This window comes from Gilliamella sp. W8145 (assembly GCF_016101145.1).
In the GTDB taxonomy this organism is placed as follows: domain Bacteria; phylum Pseudomonadota; class Gammaproteobacteria; order Enterobacterales; family Orbaceae; genus Gilliamella; species Gilliamella apis_A.
The window spans coordinates 115,527-136,395 of sequence record NZ_JACFRC010000002.1 but is presented as its reverse complement, the minus strand read 5'-3'; the positions used below and the strand labels follow the sequence as shown (position 1 = coordinate 136,395).

The following is a 20,869-nucleotide window of genomic DNA, read 5'->3' as shown; positions in this document are numbered from 1 at the left end:
TTTTTGCGATTAATAATTATAAGGTAAAATCACTTAAATCATCTTCACTAATTTCTGAATCGATTTGTCCAACTAAATATGAGCTCATTTCAGCTTCTTGTGGCGCAACCTGTACGTTATCAGAAACAAGCCAGTTATTGATCCATGGAATTGGATTCGATTTTACTTCAAATGGTAATTTGAGACCAACCGCTTGCATACGAATATTAGTAATATACTCAACGTATTGGCATAGAATATCTTTGTTTAAACCAATCATTGAACCACCTTCAAATAGATATTCAGCCCATTCTTTTTCTTGATTAGCAGCTTGTAAGAAGAGGTCGTAACAATCTTGTTCACACTCTTTAGCGATTTCGGCCATTTCTGGATCATCTTCACCGCTTCTTAGGGTATTAATCATGAACTGTGTACCGGTTAGATGTAATGCTTCATCACGAGCAATCAGTTTGATTATTTTGGCATTACCTTCCATTAATTCACGTTCTGCAAAGGCAAATGAGCAAGCAAAACTCACATAAAAACGAATCGCTTCAAGCGCATTAACGCTCATTAGGCATAAGTAAAGTCGTCTTTTTAACTCTCGTAGATCAATAGTGATAGTTCGATTATTGACAGTGTGTTTACCTTCACCTAACAAATTATAATAACTAGCATAACTAATTAATTCATCGTAGTAGCCTGCAATATCACCAGCCCGTTTTTGAATTTCTTTATTAGTCACAATATCGTCAAATACAACCGAAGGATCATTAACGATATTACGAATAATGTGGGTGTATGAACGTGAATGGATAGTTTCTGAAAATGACCAAGTTTCTATCCATGTTTCAAGTTCAGGAATAGAAATTAAAGGTAATAACGCCACATTTGGACTTCGACCTTGAATGGAATCGAGCAGAGTTTGATATTTTAAGTTACTAATAAATATATGTTTTTCATGTTCTGGGAGCGCTGCATAGTCAATACGATCTTGCGATACGTCGACCTCTTCAGGACGCCAAAAGAAAGAAAGTTGTTTTTCAATTAACTTTTCGAACATTTCATATTTTTGTTGATCGTAACGAGCAACATTTACCGGTTGACCAAGAAACATTGGCTCTTTAAGTTGATCATTATGGACGTGTGAGAAGGTGCTGTAATTCATGCTCATAATCGAACTCCTAACAGAAATTTGTTAAGCTTTTTACTGTGCAGATAAGTAAAAAGTCGGAATAGTAGGGATAACTCAGTTGTTATCCGCTACTTTTATTTTTAGGGCTAAGCAGAACAATTAAATTTTGCATGCTCCGCCTTCACAACCATCATCACTTGATGAGACTTCAATATCACCTTGAATATCTTCAGCACCATCTCGTGTATTATGATAATAAAGGGTTTTTACACCATATTTATAAGCTGTTAATAAATCAGCTAATAGCTGTTTCATTGGTACTTTATCATTAGGGAATTTAGTTGGATCATAATTAGTATTGGCTGAAATTGATTGATCAATAAACTTCTGCATAATACCGACTAAATGCAAATAACCTATATTATTTGGGATTTGCCAAAGTAACTCATATAAATCTTTTAATTTTTTATATTCAGGTACCACTTGTTTTAAAATACCATCTTTTGACGCCTTTATGCTGACATATCCTCGTGGTGGCTCAATACCATTAGTGGCATTTGATATTTGTGAGGAAGTTTCAGATGGCATCAATGCTGATAAAGTAGAATTACGTAAACCATAAGTTTTGATTGATTGACGTAAAGATTCCCAATCATAATGTAATGGTTCTTTAGTAAGTGTATCGATATCTTGTTTATAAGTATCGATAGGTAAGATACCTTGAGCATAGGTTGTTTCACTAAATAGTGGGCAGGCACCTTTTTCTTTAGCTAAATTATTTGATGCTTTTAATAAATAATATTGCATTGCTTCAAATGTGCGATGGGTTAAGTTATTGGCACTACCATCAGAATATTTAACTCCATGTTTAGCTAAATAATAGGCATAGTTAATTACACCAATACCTAATGTGCGGCGGTTTATTGATGACGTTTTAGCTGCCGGAACCGGATAATCTTGATAATCAAGCAATGCGTCTAGTGCACGAACGGTTAAATCAGCTAGCTCTTCAAAATCGTCAAGAGATTCAATTTTACCTAAATTAAAAGCAGATAACGTACAAAGTGCAATTTCACCTTTATCATCATTAACATTATTAAGTGGTTTAGTTGGTAGGGCAATTTCCATACATAAATTGGATTGATGTACTGGTGCCAGTTGAGCATTAAATGGGCTATGAGTATTACAATGATCAACATTTTGAATATAAATTCGGCCAGTTGATGCTCGTTCTTGCATTAATAATGAAAATAATTCAACTGCTTTAACTACGCGTTTACGAATATTAACATCTTGTTCATATTGATGATAAAGTGCTTCAAATTTGTTTTGGTCGGCAAAGAAAGCATCGTAAAGACCCGGCACATCTGATGGACTGAATAAAGAGATGTTTTCATTTTTAATTAGACGTTGGTACATTAATTTATTGATTTGTACACCATAATCTAAATGTCTTACTCGGTTTTCTTCAACGCCACGGTTATTACGTAGGACTAATAAACTTTCAACTTCTAAATGCCAGAGTGGATAAAATACTGTAGCTGCGCCACCACGAACACCACCTTGTGAACATGATTTAACTGCAGTTTGGAAATATTTATAAAAAGGGATACAGCCGGTATGAAATGCTTCACCACCACGAATGGAGCTACCTAATGCTCGTATACGACCCGCATTAACACCAATTCCAGCTCGTTGTGAAACATATTTTACAATCGCACCAGCTGTGGCATTGATAGAATCTAAGCTGTCATCACATTCAATTAATACACACGAGCTAAACTGGCGAGTTGGTGTACGAACCCCAGCCATTATTGGTGTCGGCAATGAAATTTTAAATGTCGAAACGGCATCATAGAAACGTTTGATATAATCTAAACGACTCTCTTTTGGATAGTTAGCAAATAAACACGCGGCAACTAAGATATATAAGAATTGAGCACTTTCATAAATTTCACCGGTTACGCGATTTTGAACCAAATATTTACCTTCAAGTTGTTTGACGGCTGCATAGGAAAAATTCATATCGCGCCAGTGGTCGATCATTTTATCCATTTGCTCAAATTCTTCTTGAGTATAATCTTCAAGAAGGTGTTTGTCATAGCGTTCACTGGCAACAAGTTTTTTTACATGTTCATAAAGTGATGGTGGTGTAAATTGATTGTAGGCTTTTTTACGTAAATGAAAGATAGCTAAACGGGCTGCTAAATATTGATAATCAGGCGCATCTTGAGAGATAAGATCAGCTGCTGCACGGATAATAGTTTCATGAATGTCCGAAGTACGAATACCATCATAAAATTGAATATGTGAACGTAATTCAACTTGAGAAACAGATACATTATCTAATCCTTCCGCTGCCCAAGTGATTACTTTGTGGATTTTATCAAGATCGATAGGTTCTTTTTTTCCATCACGTTTAGTTACTAGCATTGATTTGTTCATTATTCATTTATCATCCATTTTTATGTTTTAATGGAGCGTATGATAATTGATAATTGTCAAAATATACAATATATAGTACCTATTAATCATTTTATTACTATATGTAGTATGCTTAATAAACAGTGATCGGTAATTTATTAACGAAAATCAATGATTACGGATAATATTTTTTGAATTGGTTTTTAATAGTAAAAACGATAATGATAGGTGCTATCAAAGAAAAATAAAAATTGCCAATGATAAGCTCTACCTATGAATAGATAGAGCTCTAAATATAAAATGACAAATTTAATTAGTATCGACCGCTATACATAAGCCATTTTTATCTTGGCTCTCTTTTTTGCAGTGATATTTACCATCATATGGATGTAAGTCACAAAATTTGTTCATTGTCGGATCATAGACCCAAATTCTTTTTCGTTTATTATTTTCTTTTAATGCAGGAGCCCATGAGTCTGGGTAGGATTCTTGTGTTGGATAACCCCATTCACTCATTAATGAACCTATTTCACGAGTAAATATTGCTTCTTTTCCTGCATTGAAATCTGCGTTACTCAGTTCATCTGCATTAGCAATACGATAATTACCTGGTAACTGCTCACATGCTTCGGCAATTTGTAATGCTTTTCCTATTGAACTAACACCCGTTCCTATGGTAGCTAGATCCCATCCAGAATACCATTGTGTTATAGTGAATCCATAACGGATTTTGTAACCATTAGTTTTATGCGTGCCTTCTAAAATGACTTCATAACCGGTATTGTTACCCATGATGTAATTCCAAGCTATCAAGGTATTTTTTGCATTATCAGTACCAAATCTTAGTGTGACAAAGTCGTTGCTCGCACTGATTATTGGTTCACTGACAAGTTCTTTCCCTTTTAACAGTTGCCAATCATATTGGTCGGCCATGCCTTTTTGAGCAAGCGTTAGGTCAAATTGCGCACCATAAAAAGCAGTAGTTGGAAAATTGCTTGATTCTGTATTTGATTGAATTAAGAAACCATAATTTTTATTCCATTGGTTTTTTTTGCCACTTTGGGCTTCATTTGGTTGTAACGAAGGTCGTGCATAACAAAATCCATTATCTTCCAATAAGGTATACATTTTAGATGGGCTATCAATAATGTTTTCATTAGGGTATTGATTTGAATTAGGTAGTCCATATTGAGTATATAATAGTACACCATCTGCTTCTAGTTTGATCTTATAAGGCGCATACCACCCTTTTTCTGATAATGAGCAAAATGTATCGCTATCTTCTGGTTCAAATTCAATAAGTTGATTTTTAGCATTGGTATAATACCATTTCATGGTAATTGCACTACTGGTATCGATTGCAGATAGTTGATCACCATCCTCATCAACAAATTGGCTATTATCAGGAAGTTTTATAGGAGCGACTTTGATGTTATTTTTAAATGGATAACTTGTTGAATATGGCATTTTTTTGACTTCATCACCGTAATAGTTCTTACCATCGGTATTTAGACCGAAAAGATCAAAGTCTTTCATATTACTTTCTAATTTTGCTGATAATAATGGCTTATTACCATGAATAGCTTCAACGGTTTTTGAATCGAGCGAACCATAGCTAGAGGAAGATACTAGTAATAAAAGTAGCATTGACGATATTATCTTTACAGACATCTCGATAATTTGATTCACTGTTAAATTCCTTTTTATTCATGTTTTATCATTCTAATTTAATAATTTATAAGTATTTGATAAAATGATATTTTTATTTTTTTTATGTTTTTGTGGCGCTGATTATAAAGCAAACAATCTCTTTAGTCGATCTCAAAGACAACTAATCATTATTTTACTTATAAATAAATATTCATGTTTTTAACATATATTTGATAAATAACAATATTTAAGATTTTGTCTTTCAATATTTGATAATTTATACAATTTAGTGATAATAATTACATGAACAATAAATAACCTTCATCTTATTGAGGTTATTTTCACCAATAGATTGCAAACTAATAAGTTATTTGTTAGTACTAATTATCCAAAATCATAAAAAACTATTATTGGATAGTTGGTTAATAGTTATTAAGCAGTCGTATCAAAAATTGCTAGTTATATTCAGCTACTGCTGTGCATAAGCCATTTTTTAAATCACTTTCAGCGACACAGTGATAAACTGCTTGATAAGTATGTAAATCACAGTATTTTTTTTGGTCCGGATCATATAACCAAATTCTTTTGTGTCTAAGATCTTGTTTATCATTGGCCGCCCAAGAGTTTGGGTATGCTTTTTGACTAGGGTCTCCCCATTCACTGAAAAGCGTGCCTATCTCTCGAGTATATTTAGCTTTAGCCGCCTGTAAGCTGGAATTAACCACTTCGTTAGTATAACTTATGCGATATTTTCCTCCACCAGCTAAGGCGCTACAGCTTTCATCCACTTTAGGCCCCGTTGTAACAGAGGCACCAGGTTCACCAATTTTATTTTCATCCCAACCGGTAAACCATTTAACGAGGGTAAATGAATATTGAATAGCGGTATTTTTTTGGGGATTTTTTCCTTCTACAATAACCGTATATCCATCATCAGATCCCATTATATATTGCCAAGCTTTTGCTGGATCTTTAGCATCTGGCATATCAAATGACACTGTGACCTCTTGAGTTTTATCGTCTTTGTTAACTTGTACCAACTCACTACCTTGTTTAATTGACCACTCATAATCTTTAGCCAATTGTGCATTAGTCAAATTTAACTGAAATCGCGCACCATAAAAACCGGTTGTAGGAAAGTTTTTGCTAGGATCATTTCTCGATTGTGGTAAAAAGCCATTATCTCGATCCCATTGCGATAGTCCATTAGCTTTGGATTCTTTTGGTTTTATTTCTGGTTTAGCATAACAAATTCCGACATCATCCATAATGGTATAAGTTTTTGACGGTGGTGTTGTTACATCGTCATTAGGATAGACAAAGTAGTCAGGATGCCCATGAGTAGTTACTAATAATAAAGAATCAGCTGTCAATTTTACTTTGAACGGAGCATTTATATTTTTTTTGGCTAAAGAACAAAATGTGTCATTATCTTTTGGAACAAACGAAACTAATTTATTTTTTGAATTGGTATAAAACCATTCCATTTTAATATTGCCGTTTGCTTCAAATCCAATTAATTCATCACCATCAGCATCATGGAACTCATTTTCATTTGGATATTTCATTGGAGCAATTGCAACTTTATCTTTGAAAGGATAGTTACTCATGAGAGGTAAATGATCGACCTCCTCACCATAATAATTTTGATTGTAGACTTTTAAACCAAATAAGTCTAAATCGTCCATATTCATCTCTAACGGTAGTGATAAATGTGGTGGTGATCCTACTATCGTTTTAACCGTCGTTTGCGAAAGGCTAGCTTCTGAGGACTGGATTGATTGGAATAACAATACTAAATAAAACCATAGTGCTAAATATCTACTGCTCGTTAAGTAACTCACGGTATATTTCCTATATTTCATTTTTCTTTAATTATTTCTTAGAAAGGCTTTTTTTGCGTGCAAGATTTCACGAATGATTATAGGTTAAACGATAGTTTATAGCGAATGATTTATTGTAAATGATTGTTAATTTCTAAAATTAATATTGATTTTTTTTGCATTAACACTTTGTTAAATAATATTTTTTGTTTTTTATTTCTATCAATTCTACTTTAATTGTTGTTTGTTCTTTATGTGGATTAATACGCTTCGATTATTGCTAATTTAGGTTTTGACGAATAATCAATGCAATTTTATTTGGTAAAATATATTAAATTACATGTTAATTTTATTTCGATTTATAGCGTTGAATGCTACTCGCTTTATTTTGATCTTCTAACCACGCTAATTTTTCAGCGTAACTTTTTTCAGCTCCTCGTTGGCTGGGATAATAGTATTTAGTTGTCGCCATTTCTGGAGGAAAATAGTTTTCACCGGCAGCAAAGGCATTAGGTTCATCATGGGCATAACGATATTGAGCTCCATAACCTAAATTCTTCATTAATTGGGTTGGTGCGTTGCGTAGATGTTCTGGTACATCATAATCTGGCTGAGATGCTGCATCTTTCATTGCTTGGTTAAATGCAAGATAAACAGCATTACTTTTTGGTGCACAAGCAAGATAAACGATTGCTTGGGCGATAGCTCGTTCGCCTTCAGCTGGCCCCACTCGGGTAAAACAGTCCCAAGCAGCTAGTGCTACTTGCATTGCTCTTGGATCGGCATTTCCAACATCTTCTGAAGCTATCGCTAATAATCGACGGGCAACATAGAGTGGATCACCACCAGCCGAAATGATTCTGGCATACCAATAAAGTGCGGCATCAGGTGCAGAGCCTCTAATTGATTTATGTACTGCGGATATCAGATCATAAAAACGATCGCCTTGATTATCAAATCTTGCACTACGCTCGCCAATGACTTCTTTTAGTAATTCTGGTGTAAGGGCTTGGCCATCGGACATATCGACCAATAATTCAAGTGTATTTAGTGCTCGCCTTGCATCACCACCAACAAATTCGGCAATCTGTTGTTTAGTTTGTTCCGGTAATTTGATATTTAAGTTACCATAACCCCGATCAGTATCATCCATAGCTTGTTGTAAAATTTGCTCAATATCATTATTGGTCAGTGATTTTAGTAGATATACTCTCGCACGAGATAAAAGTGCTGAATTTAATTCGAATGATGGGTTTTCAGTTGTTGCGCCGATAAAGGTTACCGTACCATTTTCGACATAAGGTAGGAATGCATCTTGTTGACTTTTATTAAAACGATGGACTTCATCAACAAATAAGATGGTTCTAACACCAGATTGCTGGTTTATTTTTGCCCTCTCTATTGCCTCTCGAATATCTTTTATACCAGAAGTAACCGCTGAAATACGTTCAACTTTAGCGTTGGCATGATGGGCAATAATTTCTGCTAAGGTGGTTTTACCTGTACCAGGCGGTCCCCACAGAATCATTGAGTGCAGATGACCCGCCTCAATAGCCTTGGGTAGCGGTTTATCTTTACCCAGTAGCTGGCTTTGACCAATGTATTCCGATAAATTGCGTGGACGCATCCTTGCAGCTAAAGGTTTAAATTCATCTGAACCAAATTCAAAAGAGAGACTAGGCATGGTGTACTATATACCTGTAATTACAAAATATGGTTATTATATACCGCTTCATTAATAATAGTGAAAAAGAAAAGAAAATATCTTCCACAGCTAACGGAAAAACGGTAATATTTTGAACTAAATTAGTTATTAAAATAAATGATTATTGAATATATTTTATTATACAAAATACATAAGGATTGGTAATGAAGAAGTTTTTAATGTTAATTGGGTTACTTACAAGTCTTTCTGCATGGGCAGGCGATAAAGAGGTGTTACAAGAACGATTAGCTAAAATTGATGGATTTTATGCACGATTTTCACAAGATGTCAAAACAGCTGATAAGCAACCAGTTCAACAAGGAAAAGGTGATTTATGGGTGACAAGACCCTATTATTTTAATTGGACAATGACTGAACCTGATGAAACTTCGATTATTTCTGATGGCACTAATATGTGGGTCTACACTCCAGCCGTTGAACAAGTGAGTGTAATGAGTTTGAAAAAAGCGGTAGATAATCGTTTAATGTTGCTAATTACTGATAGCCATAATCCAATTTGGAATGCCTATAATGTTACACGTAAACAAGATTCTTTTACCTTAAAACCGACTGATGGCTCTAATCAAGATTTTGTTATTTCGGTTTTACCAACCGGCATGATTTCGAATTTTACGATTATTGAAGAAGATGGTCAGCGCAGCTTTTATGATTTATCTCGTCAAACTTTAGGCAAAGTTGCGATGGATAAGTTCAAGTTTACACCACCTGCTGGGGTGACAATTGACGATCAACGCTAATTATTTTAGCAATATCTAATTTTTTTCGATTCACGAATTGATACACTTTGCCTACTAATGCAAAGTGTTTTAATTTGCTTTTAAGCTATTTTTGAGTTTTGCTGTTAAATTGGCTATTTACTCTCTCTCAATGCTCCATTTCATTAATACTGATAACTGGGTTATCAGAAAAGAGGTAGTGATCGCGTTTGGTTTCGAAATCTTCGCTAGCTGCATCAAATAACATTTTTTTTGTATTTTCTAAATGTTGCCACATGGCTAATTTAGCCGCTTTAGGATCTCGATTAATTAACGCTTCTAAAATTTTATCATGTTCATCCCACCAACTTTCAATATCTTGTTGTTGTACATGTTCATGAAGTTTTTTCCATAAAGGATTTAATGTCCGTTGCTGCCACGCTTCTTGAACAATGGTGATCAAAGCAGTATTGCGGGTAATCATTGCAATTTGAGTATGGAATTTTAAATCCCAATCAGAATCTCGATAATGATCTTCTTTTTTGGCGTTATGCTGAATTTCTAAAAGTTTAACAATATCATCTTTAGTAATTTGAGTGGCGGCAAATTCAGCGATATTACTTTCAATAAGTTGCCGAGCTTGTAGTAACTCAAAGGGGCCTGTAGTCGAAAAATTTAAACCTTGTGAGGTAGTAATAATATTATTTTGCAAACTATTAGCAATTACATGGATGCCAGACCCTTTACGTGCATCAACATAACCTTCAACTTCAAGCATGATAATGGCTTCTCTAACTACTGATCGGCTAACTTTTAACTCTTCACAAATTAATCTTTCGGAAGGTAATTTACTGCCAACTGGATAAATACCATTAATAATTCGATTCTTAAGTTCAGTTGCGATGACTTGATAAAGTCGTTGATATTCGTTCTGTTCTTGGGTCATGGTGAAGTTGGCATAAATCCTTTAAGTTTTCTCAGACTTTTAAAATAACATCTAATTGCTTTAAGTTAAATAATATTGCTGTAATTTTTTCAAATAAACATACTTGTCAGCTAACTTTTAATGAAAAATATCCCTTTATATATTATGGGTATGAACTAATTCTGTGATGTATGTCAACTTTTTAAGTTGTCTTATATGTTAATATAAGACAAAATATTGACATCTAAACCTACTAGTTAATCACTGCTTTTTGGAGAATAAAATGAGTTTTTTAACTGAAAACTTTTTGCTTGATACTGAATTTTCTCGTCAACTTTATCACGACTATGCTGCTGAACAGCCAATTTTTGATTATCACTGCCATTTACCACCAGAACAAATTGCCAACGATTATCAATTTAAAAATTTGTATGATATATGGCTAAAAGGTGATCATTATAAATGGCGCGCAATGCGTACCAATGGTGTTGCTGAAAAATTTTGTACAGGTACTGATGTTAATGATTTTGAAAAATTCAAAGCTTGGGCTGAAACTGTACCTCATACTATTGGTAACCCTCTATATCATTGGACTCATTTAGAACTTCGTCGTCCTTTCGGAATTGATAATATTTTATTATCACCATCAACTGCCGAGAAAATTTGGAATAGTTGTAATGAGATGTTAGCCACACCGGAATTTTCAGCTCGCAGTATTATGAAAAAAATGAAAGTTAAAATGGTAGGAACGACAGATGATCCAATCGATGATTTAACGCATCATAAAACTATTGCTCAAGACAGTTCATTTGACGTTAAAGTTTTACCAAGCTGGCGTCCAGATAAAGCATTCAATATTGATTCTGAATTTTTTGCTGATTATATGCAAAAACTAGCTATGGTTGCCGATCTTGAAATTTCTAATTTCCAGACTCTTTGTCAAGCTTTATCAAAACGTATGGACCATTTTGCTGCTCATAGCTGTAAGATTTCCGATCATGCATTAGATACAGTGGTTTATGAAGAAGCAACAGAAAAAGAATTAGATACTATTTTCAGTAAGCGATTATCTGGTCAAGTGTTGACCACAAAAGAAGTTGCTCAATTTAAAACTGCGGTACTTATCTTTTTAGGTGTTGAATACAACAAACGTCAATGGGTCCAACAATACCATATTGGCGCATTACGTAATAATAATTCCAGAATGTTTAATTTAATGGGGCCTGATGTTGGATTCGATTCTATTAATGATTCACCGATTGCCCAGCCTCTATCTCGTTTATTAGATGCACAAGCTAAACAAGATGCGCTACCTAAAACGATTTTATACTGTTTAAATCCTTCTGATAATGAAATTCTAGGCACGATGATTGGTAACTTCCAAGGTGCAGGTATTCAAGGAAAAATGCAATTTGGTTCAGGTTGGTGGTTTAATGATCAAAAAGACGGCATGATTCGTCAAATGACACAGCTTGCCCAACTTGGCTTATTAAGTCGTTTTGTTGGCATGTTAACTGATAGCCGTAGCTTCTTATCTTATACTCGTCATGAATATTTTAGACGTATTTTATGTCGCATGATTGGACGTTGGGTTGAAGATGGTGAAGCACCTCGTGATATCCAATTATTGGGACAAATGGTTAAAAATATTAGTTTTGATAATGCTAAAAACTATTTTGGCATTGAATTAAGTTAAGATTATTAAGTCGTTGTAATTAGAGTAATTAAATAAGAGTTAAAGTAATGAAAACATTAAATAGAAATGATTTTCCGGGAGCAAAATATACAACGCGTGTTGTTCAGTTTGGTGAAGGTAATTTTTTACGTGCATTTTTAGATTGGCAATTAGATATTCTTAACGAGAAGACTGATCTTGATGCGGGTGTGGTTGTGGTGCGTCCATTAAATACTGATTTTCCACCATCATTGAGTATTCAAGATGGTTTATATACCACATTAGTTCGTGGATTAAATGAACAAAATGAAGCCGTAAAAGAGTTTAGACTTATTCGTTCAGTGAATAATGAAATCAATGTGTATACTCAATATGATGAGTATCTTGAGTTAGCAAAAGATCCAAATATTCAATTTATTTTTTCAAATACGACTGAAGCAGGAATTAGTTATGTTGAAAGTGACAAATTAACCGATAAACCTGCAACTAGTTATCCAGCTAAATTAACCGCTTTTTTATATGAAAGATTTGTTCATTTTGCTGGTAGTAAAGAGAGTGGTTTAATCATTATTCCTTGTGAATTAATTGATTATAACGGTGATGCACTCAAACAATTAGTACTTAAGTATGCAGATCAATGGAACTTGTCTGACAAATTTGTTGATTGGATAGAGAATGATAATTTATTTTGTTCAACTTTAGTCGATAGAATTGTTCCTGGTTACCCGAAAGCACAAATTGCCGAACTTGAAACAGAATTAGGTTATAAAGATAACTTTATTGATTCTGCTGAATATTTTTATCTGTTTGTTATTCAAGGACCACAATGGTTAGCAGAAAAACTATGCCTTGATAAATGCGATATGAATATCAAAATTGTTGAAGATATTAAACCATATAAAGAGCGTAAAGTGGCGATTTTAAATGGAGCACATACCGCTCTGGTGCCAGTTGCTTATTTAGCTGGTATTGATACTGTTGGCGAATCAATGAATGATGCACAGATCTTATCTTATATAAAAGAGACCATTTTTGATGAAATTATCCCTGTTTTGGATCTACCTCATCAAGAGTTGGTTGATTTTGCTGACTCAGTGATTAGCCGTTTTAAAAATCCATTTATTGAACATCAACTGATGTCGATTGCCTTAAATAGTATGACGAAGTTTAAAACCCGTATTCTTCCTCAATTAATCAATTATCAAAAAGTGAACGGGATATTACCTAAACATTTGGTGTTCTCTTTTGCGGCATTAATTGCTTTTTATCGTGGAGTGCGTAATGAGCAAAGTTACCCATTACAAGATGATGCAATTTGGTTACAACGCTTTAATAGTAGTTGGACAGCGATTGCTGAGGGTAAAAGTTCATTAGAAGATTTAGTTCATGTTGTATTAGGTGATACAGACCATTGGCAGCACGATCTACTAAGTATCCCGCAATTAGCACAAACATTAACACAGTATTTAACGATCATAATTGACGATGGTATGCGTCAAGCAATTGAAAAATGTATTGCTGGCAGCAAATAGTATGAGTGATTCAATGATTAAATTTATAAAAATTAATAATAAAGATAATGTTGGGGTAGCATTATCTGATTTAGAAGCACATGAAGAAAATATTGTCGTAGATGGTTTGGTCATTGACCTAAAAGAACCAGTTAAACAAGGGCATAAATTTGCCCTTAACGATATTGAGCAAAATGAAAATATTATTAAATATGGCTTACCAATTGGTCACGCTACTCGCTTTATTAAGGCTGGTGAGCATATTCATTCACATAATTTGAAAACCAATTTAAGTGATATTAATGATTATCAATATCAACCTCGTTTATCTAAAAACGATCTGTTACATGAGATAGCTGATAAAGAAGTACAGATCTATCGACGTAACAATGGTGAAGTAGGTATCCGTAATGAACTTTGGATTATTCCAACTGTCACTTGTATTAATGGTATCGCCGAACAAATTGTTAAACAATTTTGTGATGAGTTAAATAATCAATTAGATATCGACGGTATTACAGTACTTGAACATCCTTATGGTTGCTCTCAATTAGGACAAGATCATCAAAATACTAAAACTATATTACAAAATTTAGTTAAACATCCTAATGCGGGCGCTGTATTGGTAATAGGGCTTGGTTGTGAAAATAACCAAGTTTCTGAGTTTAAGGCAGATTTAGGTGAGTATGATGAATCTCGAGTTAGATTTTTAATTGCTCAGCAAGAAACCGATGAAGTGGAAGCTGCATTGGTTCACTTAAGAGATCTTTATGCGATTATGAAACAAGATAAACGCCAAATAGGGCGCTTAAGTGAATTGAAATTTGGTTTGGAGTGCGGTGGTTCAGATGGTTTTTCTGGCATTACAGCCAATCCAATGCTCGGTCTTTTTTCTGACTATATTGTTGCTCATGGTGGTACTAGTGTACTAACTGAAGTGCCAGAAATGTTTGGCGCTGAAAATATTTTGATGTCACATTGTGTTGATGAGTCTACTTTCGATAAAACCGTTGATATGATAAATGACTTTAAACAGTATTTTATTTCAAATAATCAACCTATCTATGAAAATCCCTCTCCTGGTAACAAGGCTGGTGGGATTACAACCTTAGAAGAAAAGTCTCTGGGATGTACCCAAAAAGCGGGCGGCAGTGAAGTTATTGATGTCCTTAAATATGGTCAAATGTTAACTAAACATGGACTGAATTTACTAAGTGCACCAGGTAATGACGCTGTAGCTACTGGGGCTTTATCGGCTGCTGGATGTCACATGGTTCTTTTCACTACAGGAAGAGGTACGCCTTATGGTGGAATTGTGCCAACAGTAAAAATTGCAACTAATACGCAATTGGCCGACAAGAAAGCCAATTGGATCGATTTTAATGCCGGTAAGCTTATACAAGGCGTGTCCATGCAATCTTTGTTGCTAGAGTTTATTGAGCATATTGCTTTGATCGCTAGTGGCGAAAAAACTCGAAACGAAATCAATAATTTCAGGAATTTAGCCATCTTAAAAAGCGGCGTAACTCTCTAGGCATAAATTCAATAGTTAATACCTATGACATTAAGTCCTTCGGGACTTAATGCGGGGACCCTTTTTTTTAAAATAATATAGGTATCTTTTATGAACGAAAAAAAAGAGAATAAAATTACATGGTTAGTAAGATTCTCATATGGTAGTGGTAATTTAATAGGTAGTGGAGCATTAGCGATTAGCGGTGCTTGGTTACTCTATTTTTATACCACTTTTTGTGGATTAAGTGTGGTACAAGCTGCACTAATTTTTTCAATTGCCACTTATCTTGATGTCATTCTCAATCCATTAATGGGCTTTATTACTGATAATTTTTATCAAACTAAAATAGGTCAACGATTTGGACGACGTCGATTCTTTATTTTGATAGGCATTCCTCTAATGGTTATTTATCCTATGCTATGGATCGATGGTATGGGATTTTGGTATTACCTCATAACGTATATTTTATTTGAGATTATTTATACCAGTATTATGATTCCATTTAATACATTACCGGTTGAAATGACCGCTAACTTTTCGGAGCGTACTTATTTAACTGGTTCGAAAGCGATGTTTGGTAAAGTAGCGAACTTCTTGGGGGCGGCAATTCCCGGTGTATTTTTTTATTTTTATAGTAAAGAATCGGCAACCCCATTTTTATTAACCGGAATCACCTATGCAACTATTATGATGTTAGCGTTAATTTTGTTGTATTGTAATAGCTGGGAAAAACCTAAAGATGAAGTAAAAGATGAGTCAGTTCATAGCTTTTTTGAGGCTATCAAAAAGCTGTTTATTGATATTCTATCCACCTTCCGTATTAAAACATTTAGAACGCATTTAGGCATGTATCTATTTGGTTTTGGTGCTGAATGGTTATTTACAGCGGTATTTACCTATTTCATTGTTTTTAGTCTCGGTGAACCACGTTCATTTGTTGCTTCAATGAATTCATTAAGTAGTATTTGCCAGTTAGTTTCCACTGCCTTTTTTATGATGTATTGTGCCAAAAAAGGCTTTAAAAAACCTTTTATTATCGCTCTATTAATTGTTGTTTCATCAATGATAGGTTATGTCGGTATCTATTACTTTAATCTACCACATATTACTTGGCTTGTAGTGGGTATTACCATTTGGTTTGGTTTAGGAACCGGCGGTGTTTACTATATTCCTTGGAGTGTATATGTATTTTTGGCGGATGTAGATGAGGTTGTAACCAATAGACGTCGAGAAGGGGTTTATGCTGGAGCGATGACCATGGCGGGTAAATTAGTTAGAGCTTCAATTGTGTTTGTTCTTGGCATGATATTAAGTGCATATGGGTTTGAATCGAAATCTCATATTCAGCCACAAAGTGCGATTGATGCAATTAATGGCATTATTTTGTATGGTGTTATTGGCATGGCTTTAATTGGTGCATTCTTTGCATGGCGAATGAAACTTGATCATGCTACTCATTCTATCATTATTAATGAAGTTGCCCGTATCCGACAAGGAGGCAAAATGGAAGATGTTAGTCCTGAAACTCGCAAAGTGGTTGAGGAATTATCTGGCATCAATTATGAAAAATGTTTTGGTAATAATAATATTGGTTTCAAACAAAAAACGACTAAAACGGAATAAATTCTTAATCAGGATCAGCTGTGCTGATCCTAAAGTTTAAAGTAACAAAGCAAATATTTAAGCCACATTAAATGGGGTATATTTGCCAAAATATCTAGGACAAACTTATGACGATTCTCTCTATAACAGATTTTGGTGCTATTGGTGATGGAAAATCAATAAATACCTTAGCGTTTGAAAAAGCAATTCAACATATTGACCAATTAGGCGGTGGAACATTAGTTATTCCAGTTGGTATCTATTTTACTGGTGCAATCAGACTTTGTAGCAACTTAACCTTAGTTGTTGAACAAGGGGCAACTTTATTATTTTCTGATGATGAAAAAGATTATCCGGTGGTTAATTCTCGTTGGGAAGGGGTTAAGCAAGATGTGTATATGCCTTGTATTTACGGACACAATATCAAAAATGTGGTTATCACCGGAAATGGTAAGATCGATGGTAATGGACAAAAATGGTGGCATACATTCCGTCATGAACGAAGCAATCTCAAATATCCACGACCTTATTTAATTGGTTTTGATTTTTGTGAACGAGTGACTATTGAGAAAGTATTTCTGACTCAATCACCTAGTTGGACCGTTCATCCGATGGAATCGAATAATGTTGTTGTCGATAATATTTCGATTCTTAACCCTGCTGATTCACCTAATACCGATGGAATTAATCCTGAATCTTGTCGTAATGTGAGAATTTCTAATTGTTATATTGATGTTGGCGATGATTGTATTGCGATAAAGGCTGGTACCGAAGAAACAGCAGAAAAAAGTCCATGTGAAAATATTTTAATTACTAATTGTAATATGATTCATGGTCATGGTGCGGTGGTTCTTGGCAGTGAAATGAGTGGTTGTATTCGTAATGTTACGATTACCAATTGTGTATTCCAAAAAACAGATCGTGGAGTAAGGTTTAAAACTCGACGAGGTCGAGGTGGAACTATTTCTGACATCACATTTAGTAATATCGTCATGGACGAAGTTCTCTCTGCGTTTGTGATGAACTATTACTATTATTGTGGCCCTAAAGGGAATGACCCAATTGTCTGGAATAAACAAGCTCTACCTGTCGATGTATCAACGCCGGCATGTCACAATATTAGTTTCTCAAACATTATTGCTAAAAATGTTCGTGCCTACGCCGGTTTTTTATATGGCATCCCTGAATCGCCAATTTCTAATATCTCTTTTGATAATATTCGGGTTTCAATGCAATTAAATGCACAAGCTGGTGAAGTCGATATGTTTAAAGATGTAAAACCAGAAGCAGGTAAAGGATTCTTTATTGAGAATGCTCAAAGTGTTTTGTTTAATAACGTTATTATTGATAATGTAGTCAGTGAGCCACTATGTATTAAAAATAGTCAAGATGTTCATGTTAATCAATCTTTTGTTAAGCAAGATGGTAAATTAATTAGCTTAAATGCTTAACCATGATATTTGAAATAACCGCTAGTTTATTATTAGCGGTTATTTTTTTATTTATTGGCTAATTGCATTTTTAGCTATTTTTTTAAGTCTTAAATCAAGATGTTTGACTCTTTTAATTAAATTGTAATTTTTATTCACCTCTCAGTAATTTAAATAACATACTGTTTATTAATGTTATTTCTACTTATTGCCAATTAAACCGTTTACTAAAAATAAAATTACTTTGAAGTTGATCACATTTATCCAATAAAGCCGTTAAAGCTAAATTTTTAGCTATTCATACTCAAATTAGTGCTTAACTCTTTATAGGATAAATTATGACAAGTGCATTTTATAAAAAACCAACTTATTGGTTTGCTTCGTTTTATAGCATTATGTATTACGCAGCTGGTAGTTTTGTTTTTTCTTTTTATGCAATATGGCTTAGTAAAGAGATTGGTTTAACTGCAAAGCAAACCGGTATCATCTATTCATTTAACTATTTTATTTCATTGATCATCATGATCATTTATGGTGTTTATCAAGACAAACTTGTGCTTAAGAAACACCTTATTTGGTTTCAAAGTATCATTATAACTTGTGCTGCACCTGCGCTAATTTATGTTTATGAACCACTATTGCGACATAATTTTTATGCTGGTGTTATTTTTGGTAGTTTCTTTCTTGGCTTTGGTTGGATTGCTGGTATGGGGTTAATCGACTCATACTGTGAAAAAATAAGCCGAGCATTTGATTTTGAATTTGGTCAATGTCGTACATGGGGATGTATTGCTTATGCAGCTGGTACGTTTGTCGCTGGTATTTTAATTAGTATTAATCCTCATCTTAATTTTTGGGCCGCCTCAGTTGTAGGTATCTGTTTTATGATACTCAATCTTAATTTCAAACCTGATTTAAGCAAATCATCTTCGCTAGTATTTCAAAAGAAAGAAAAGTTAAGTTTTAACGAAATTGTTTCAGTATTTGCATTGAAAAAGTTTTGGATATTTGTTGTTTATGTTCTCGGAACTTATAGCTTGTACAACATTTACGATCAACAATTATTCCCAGTCTATTTTACTCAGCAATTTGAAGATGTTAATGATGGTTATCGCTTATACGGTATTTTAAATTCATTTCAGGTCTTTTTAGAAGCTGCGGTTATGTTTTGTGTGCCATTTGTGGTTAATAAAGTAGGGGCAAAAAATGCGTTAATCTTTGCTGCTTTTATTTCCGCTACGCGAATCTTCTTAACTGGGCATGTCGAAAGTATTGCTATTATTTCAGTAATAAAATTGATGCACTGCTTAGAAATCTCAACCATTTTAGTGTCAGTGTTTAAATATATTGATAATAATTTTAACGCTCGTCTCTCTGCTACCGTATTTTTAATAGGTTATCAAGTTGCTGGTTCTGTCGGCGTGATTTTGTTCTCTACCTTCGTTGGTAATTTCTATGATACTCATGGTTCAGCAACCACCTTTAATAACTTAGGTTTGGTGGTTTTAGCCTTTATGATTTTTGCAGTGTTCTTCTTAAGCCGTGATAAAAAGTCAGATAGTCCTAAGCTTGAAGACAACATTAAATCATAAAACAGATTTTAGTAATTTAATAAATAGTATTTGATAAAAAATATTGAGGATACAAAATGAATATATTTAATTCAGTAACACAGTTTAACTTTGAACAAACCAGAACAATTTCTCCAGAAAATATGACTGGTGAAAAGGGTAAATCGTGTATGAAAGCTAGTGCTTTAGGGCCAGGTCGAAAAGGACAAGGCTGTATTTCAATTGCAGCGGGTGAAAGAGTAACTATCGCTGAAATTACTGGTCCTGCTGAGATCCGTCATATGTGGTTTACTTTAACCGATAGAACGCATCGAGGTAGTTTTGTATTACGTGATGTGGTTATTCGTATCTATTGGGATGATGAAACAGTTCCTTCAGTAGAAAGTCCAATTGGTGACTTTTTCTGTAATGGTTTTGGTGCTAGATGTGATATAAATTCAATGCCAATCGTGGTTAATCCAACCGGTGGTTTTAATAGTTATTTTAGAATGCCATTTAATAAAAAAGCGCGAATTGAGATTCATAATGAACATGAAGCCGATTTACAGCATTTCTTCTTTACCATTAACTATGCATTAATGCCAAAACCGTTTGAAAATCCGCTTTATTTCCATGCACAATGGCGTCGTCAACGTGTAACTAATTATGCACAAGATTATGTTATATTAGATAATGTTCAAGGTTATGGTTATTATGTCGGTACCTACTTAGCACTGACTGCATTAGAGCGTTATTGGTGGGGTGAAGGTGAATTTAAATTCTATCTTGATGATGACAGTGAATATCCAACCCAACATTCAACCGGTTCAGAAGATTACTTTGGTGGTGCATGGGCATTTCATAATCGAGATAGCCAAGGACGTCCAAAAGCAAAATGTTTCCAAACGATGTTTATGGGTTACCCTTATCAAACAAACCGTGATGCGACGCGTGACTTTTTCCAAACAGGTGATTCCAATCCTGTACATGGCTTTGGTGACGATGGTTTACCAATGCATGGTTTATACCGTTGGCATCTTCCAGATCCAATTGCATTTCACAAAAATATCAAACTGGCGTTTCAACAAATAGGTAATGATGATATAAGATTGTATGAACGTTGTGATGATATCGCCAGTGTTGCTTATTGGTATCAAAGTCCATCGGTGAATAACAACCCAGTATTCCCAAATAAACAACAACGCACCCCACGTTAATATTAAGGTGA

General features: G+C 34.3%; 14 protein-coding genes. 8 read left to right on the top strand and 6 right to left on the bottom strand.

Features of this window, described 5'->3' with window-relative positions; all coding sequences use genetic code 11:
• Positions 1-16 precede the first annotated feature (16 nt).
• The 5 genes from nrdB to H3T80_RS08110 all read right to left on the bottom strand — a co-directional run bounded on the left by nrdB (position 17) and on the right by H3T80_RS08110 (position 8,695).
• Positions 17-1,147, bottom strand: a complete 1,131-nt coding sequence (gene nrdB, locus H3T80_RS08130; protein WP_110448536.1) for a class Ia ribonucleoside-diphosphate reductase subunit beta — start codon at positions 1,145-1,147, stop codon at positions 17-19.
• 126 nt (positions 1,148-1,273) lie between these two features.
• Positions 1,274-3,559: a class 1a ribonucleoside-diphosphate reductase subunit alpha gene (gene nrdA, locus H3T80_RS08125; RefSeq protein WP_198201342.1), complete on the bottom strand. Its 2,286-nt coding sequence runs from the start codon at positions 3,557-3,559 to the stop codon at positions 1,274-1,276.
• 288 nt (positions 3,560-3,847) lie between these two features.
• Positions 3,848-5,227 carry a hypothetical protein gene (locus H3T80_RS08120; RefSeq protein ID WP_146208346.1) on the bottom strand — a complete coding sequence of 460 codons (1,380 nt, stop codon included), beginning with the start codon at positions 5,225-5,227 and terminating at the stop codon, positions 3,848-3,850.
• A 416-nt stretch (positions 5,228-5,643) separates the two neighbouring features.
• On the bottom strand, positions 5,644-7,032 hold the full coding sequence (locus H3T80_RS08115) for a hypothetical protein (RefSeq protein ID WP_198201340.1): 1,389 nt from the start codon (positions 7,030-7,032) through the stop codon (positions 5,644-5,646).
• A gap of 328 nt (positions 7,033-7,360) precedes the next feature.
• On the bottom strand, positions 7,361-8,695 hold the full coding sequence (locus tag H3T80_RS08110; RefSeq protein WP_110448483.1) for a replication-associated recombination protein A: 1,335 nt from the start codon (positions 8,693-8,695) through the stop codon (positions 7,361-7,363).
• Between the two features lie 185 nt (positions 8,696-8,880).
• Between H3T80_RS08110 and lolA the strand changes: the two genes are divergently transcribed.
• Positions 8,881-9,474 carry an outer membrane lipoprotein chaperone LolA gene (lolA, locus tag H3T80_RS08105; protein ID WP_110448482.1) on the top strand — a complete coding sequence of 198 codons (594 nt, stop codon included), beginning with the start codon at positions 8,881-8,883 and terminating at the stop codon, positions 9,472-9,474.
• A 127-nt stretch (positions 9,475-9,601) separates the two neighbouring features.
• Here lolA and exuR read toward each other — a convergent pair whose 3' ends face one another.
• Positions 9,602-10,378 (bottom strand): transcriptional regulator ExuR, encoded by a 777-nt coding sequence (gene exuR, locus H3T80_RS08100; RefSeq protein ID WP_198201338.1) that lies wholly within the window; start codon positions 10,376-10,378, stop codon positions 9,602-9,604.
• A 262-nt stretch (positions 10,379-10,640) separates the two neighbouring features.
• Between exuR and uxaC the strand changes: the two genes are divergently transcribed.
• The 7 genes from uxaC (at position 10,641) to H3T80_RS08065 (ending at position 20,858) form a co-directional block, all read left to right on the top strand.
• Positions 10,641-12,053: a glucuronate isomerase gene (uxaC, locus tag H3T80_RS08095; RefSeq protein ID WP_198201336.1), complete on the top strand. Its 1,413-nt coding sequence runs from the start codon at positions 10,641-10,643 to the stop codon at positions 12,051-12,053.
• A gap of 47 nt (positions 12,054-12,100) precedes the next feature.
• On the top strand, positions 12,101-13,564 hold the full coding sequence (locus H3T80_RS08090; RefSeq protein WP_198201335.1) for a tagaturonate reductase: 1,464 nt from the start codon (positions 12,101-12,103) through the stop codon (positions 13,562-13,564).
• A 13-nt stretch (positions 13,565-13,577) separates the two neighbouring features.
• Positions 13,578-15,077, top strand: coding sequence for a UxaA family hydrolase (locus H3T80_RS08085; RefSeq protein WP_232350160.1), 1,500 nt, complete (start codon positions 13,578-13,580; stop codon positions 15,075-15,077).
• A gap of 90 nt (positions 15,078-15,167) precedes the next feature.
• Complete coding sequence (locus H3T80_RS08080; protein WP_110448478.1) at positions 15,168-16,682, top strand: MFS transporter; 1,515 nt, start codon at positions 15,168-15,170, stop codon at positions 16,680-16,682.
• Between the two features lie 107 nt (positions 16,683-16,789).
• Positions 16,790-18,112 (top strand): glycoside hydrolase family 28 protein, encoded by a 1,323-nt coding sequence (locus tag H3T80_RS08075; RefSeq protein WP_110448477.1) that lies wholly within the window; start codon positions 16,790-16,792, stop codon positions 18,110-18,112.
• Positions 18,113-18,429: 317 nt separating this feature from the next.
• Positions 18,430-19,683, top strand: a complete 1,254-nt coding sequence (locus H3T80_RS08070) for an oligosaccharide MFS transporter (RefSeq protein WP_198201334.1) — start codon at positions 18,430-18,432, stop codon at positions 19,681-19,683.
• A gap of 56 nt (positions 19,684-19,739) precedes the next feature.
• The gene (locus tag H3T80_RS08065; protein ID WP_198201333.1) at positions 19,740-20,858 is read left to right on the top strand and encodes a glycoside hydrolase family 172 protein; all 1,119 of its coding nucleotides are present in this window, start codon (positions 19,740-19,742) and stop codon (positions 20,856-20,858) included.
• Positions 20,859-20,869: the final 11 nt, after the last annotated feature.

What these genes read in the sequence shown, in the direction of transcription:
- H3T80_RS08070 (WP_198201334.1), top strand. Translation starts at nt 18,430, where the DNA reads ATGACAAGTGCATTTTATAAAAAACCAACTTATTGGTTTGCTTCGTTT.
- nrdA (WP_198201342.1), bottom strand. Translation starts at nt 3,559, where the DNA reads ATGAACAAATCAATGCTAGTAACTAAACGTGATGGAAAAAAAGAACCT.
- lolA (WP_110448482.1), top strand. Translation starts at nt 8,881, where the DNA reads ATGAAGAAGTTTTTAATGTTAATTGGGTTACTTACAAGTCTTTCTGCA.
- H3T80_RS08075 (WP_110448477.1), top strand. Translation starts at nt 16,790, where the DNA reads ATGACGATTCTCTCTATAACAGATTTTGGTGCTATTGGTGATGGAAAA.
- H3T80_RS08080 (WP_110448478.1), top strand. Translation starts at nt 15,168, where the DNA reads ATGAACGAAAAAAAAGAGAATAAAATTACATGGTTAGTAAGATTCTCA.
- exuR (WP_198201338.1), bottom strand. Translation starts at nt 10,378, where the DNA reads ATGACCCAAGAACAGAACGAATATCAACGACTTTATCAAGTCATCGCA.
- H3T80_RS08090 (WP_198201335.1), top strand. Translation starts at nt 12,101, where the DNA reads ATGAAAACATTAAATAGAAATGATTTTCCGGGAGCAAAATATACAACG.
- uxaC (WP_198201336.1), top strand. Translation starts at nt 10,641, where the DNA reads ATGAGTTTTTTAACTGAAAACTTTTTGCTTGATACTGAATTTTCTCGT.
- H3T80_RS08065 (WP_198201333.1), top strand. Translation starts at nt 19,740, where the DNA reads ATGAATATATTTAATTCAGTAACACAGTTTAACTTTGAACAAACCAGA.
- nrdB (WP_110448536.1), bottom strand. Translation starts at nt 1,147, where the DNA reads ATGAATTACAGCACCTTCTCACACGTCCATAATGATCAACTTAAAGAG.
- H3T80_RS08085 (WP_232350160.1), top strand. Translation starts at nt 13,578, where the DNA reads ATGATTAAATTTATAAAAATTAATAATAAAGATAATGTTGGGGTAGCA.
- H3T80_RS08110 (WP_110448483.1), bottom strand. Translation starts at nt 8,695, where the DNA reads ATGCCTAGTCTCTCTTTTGAATTTGGTTCAGATGAATTTAAACCTTTA.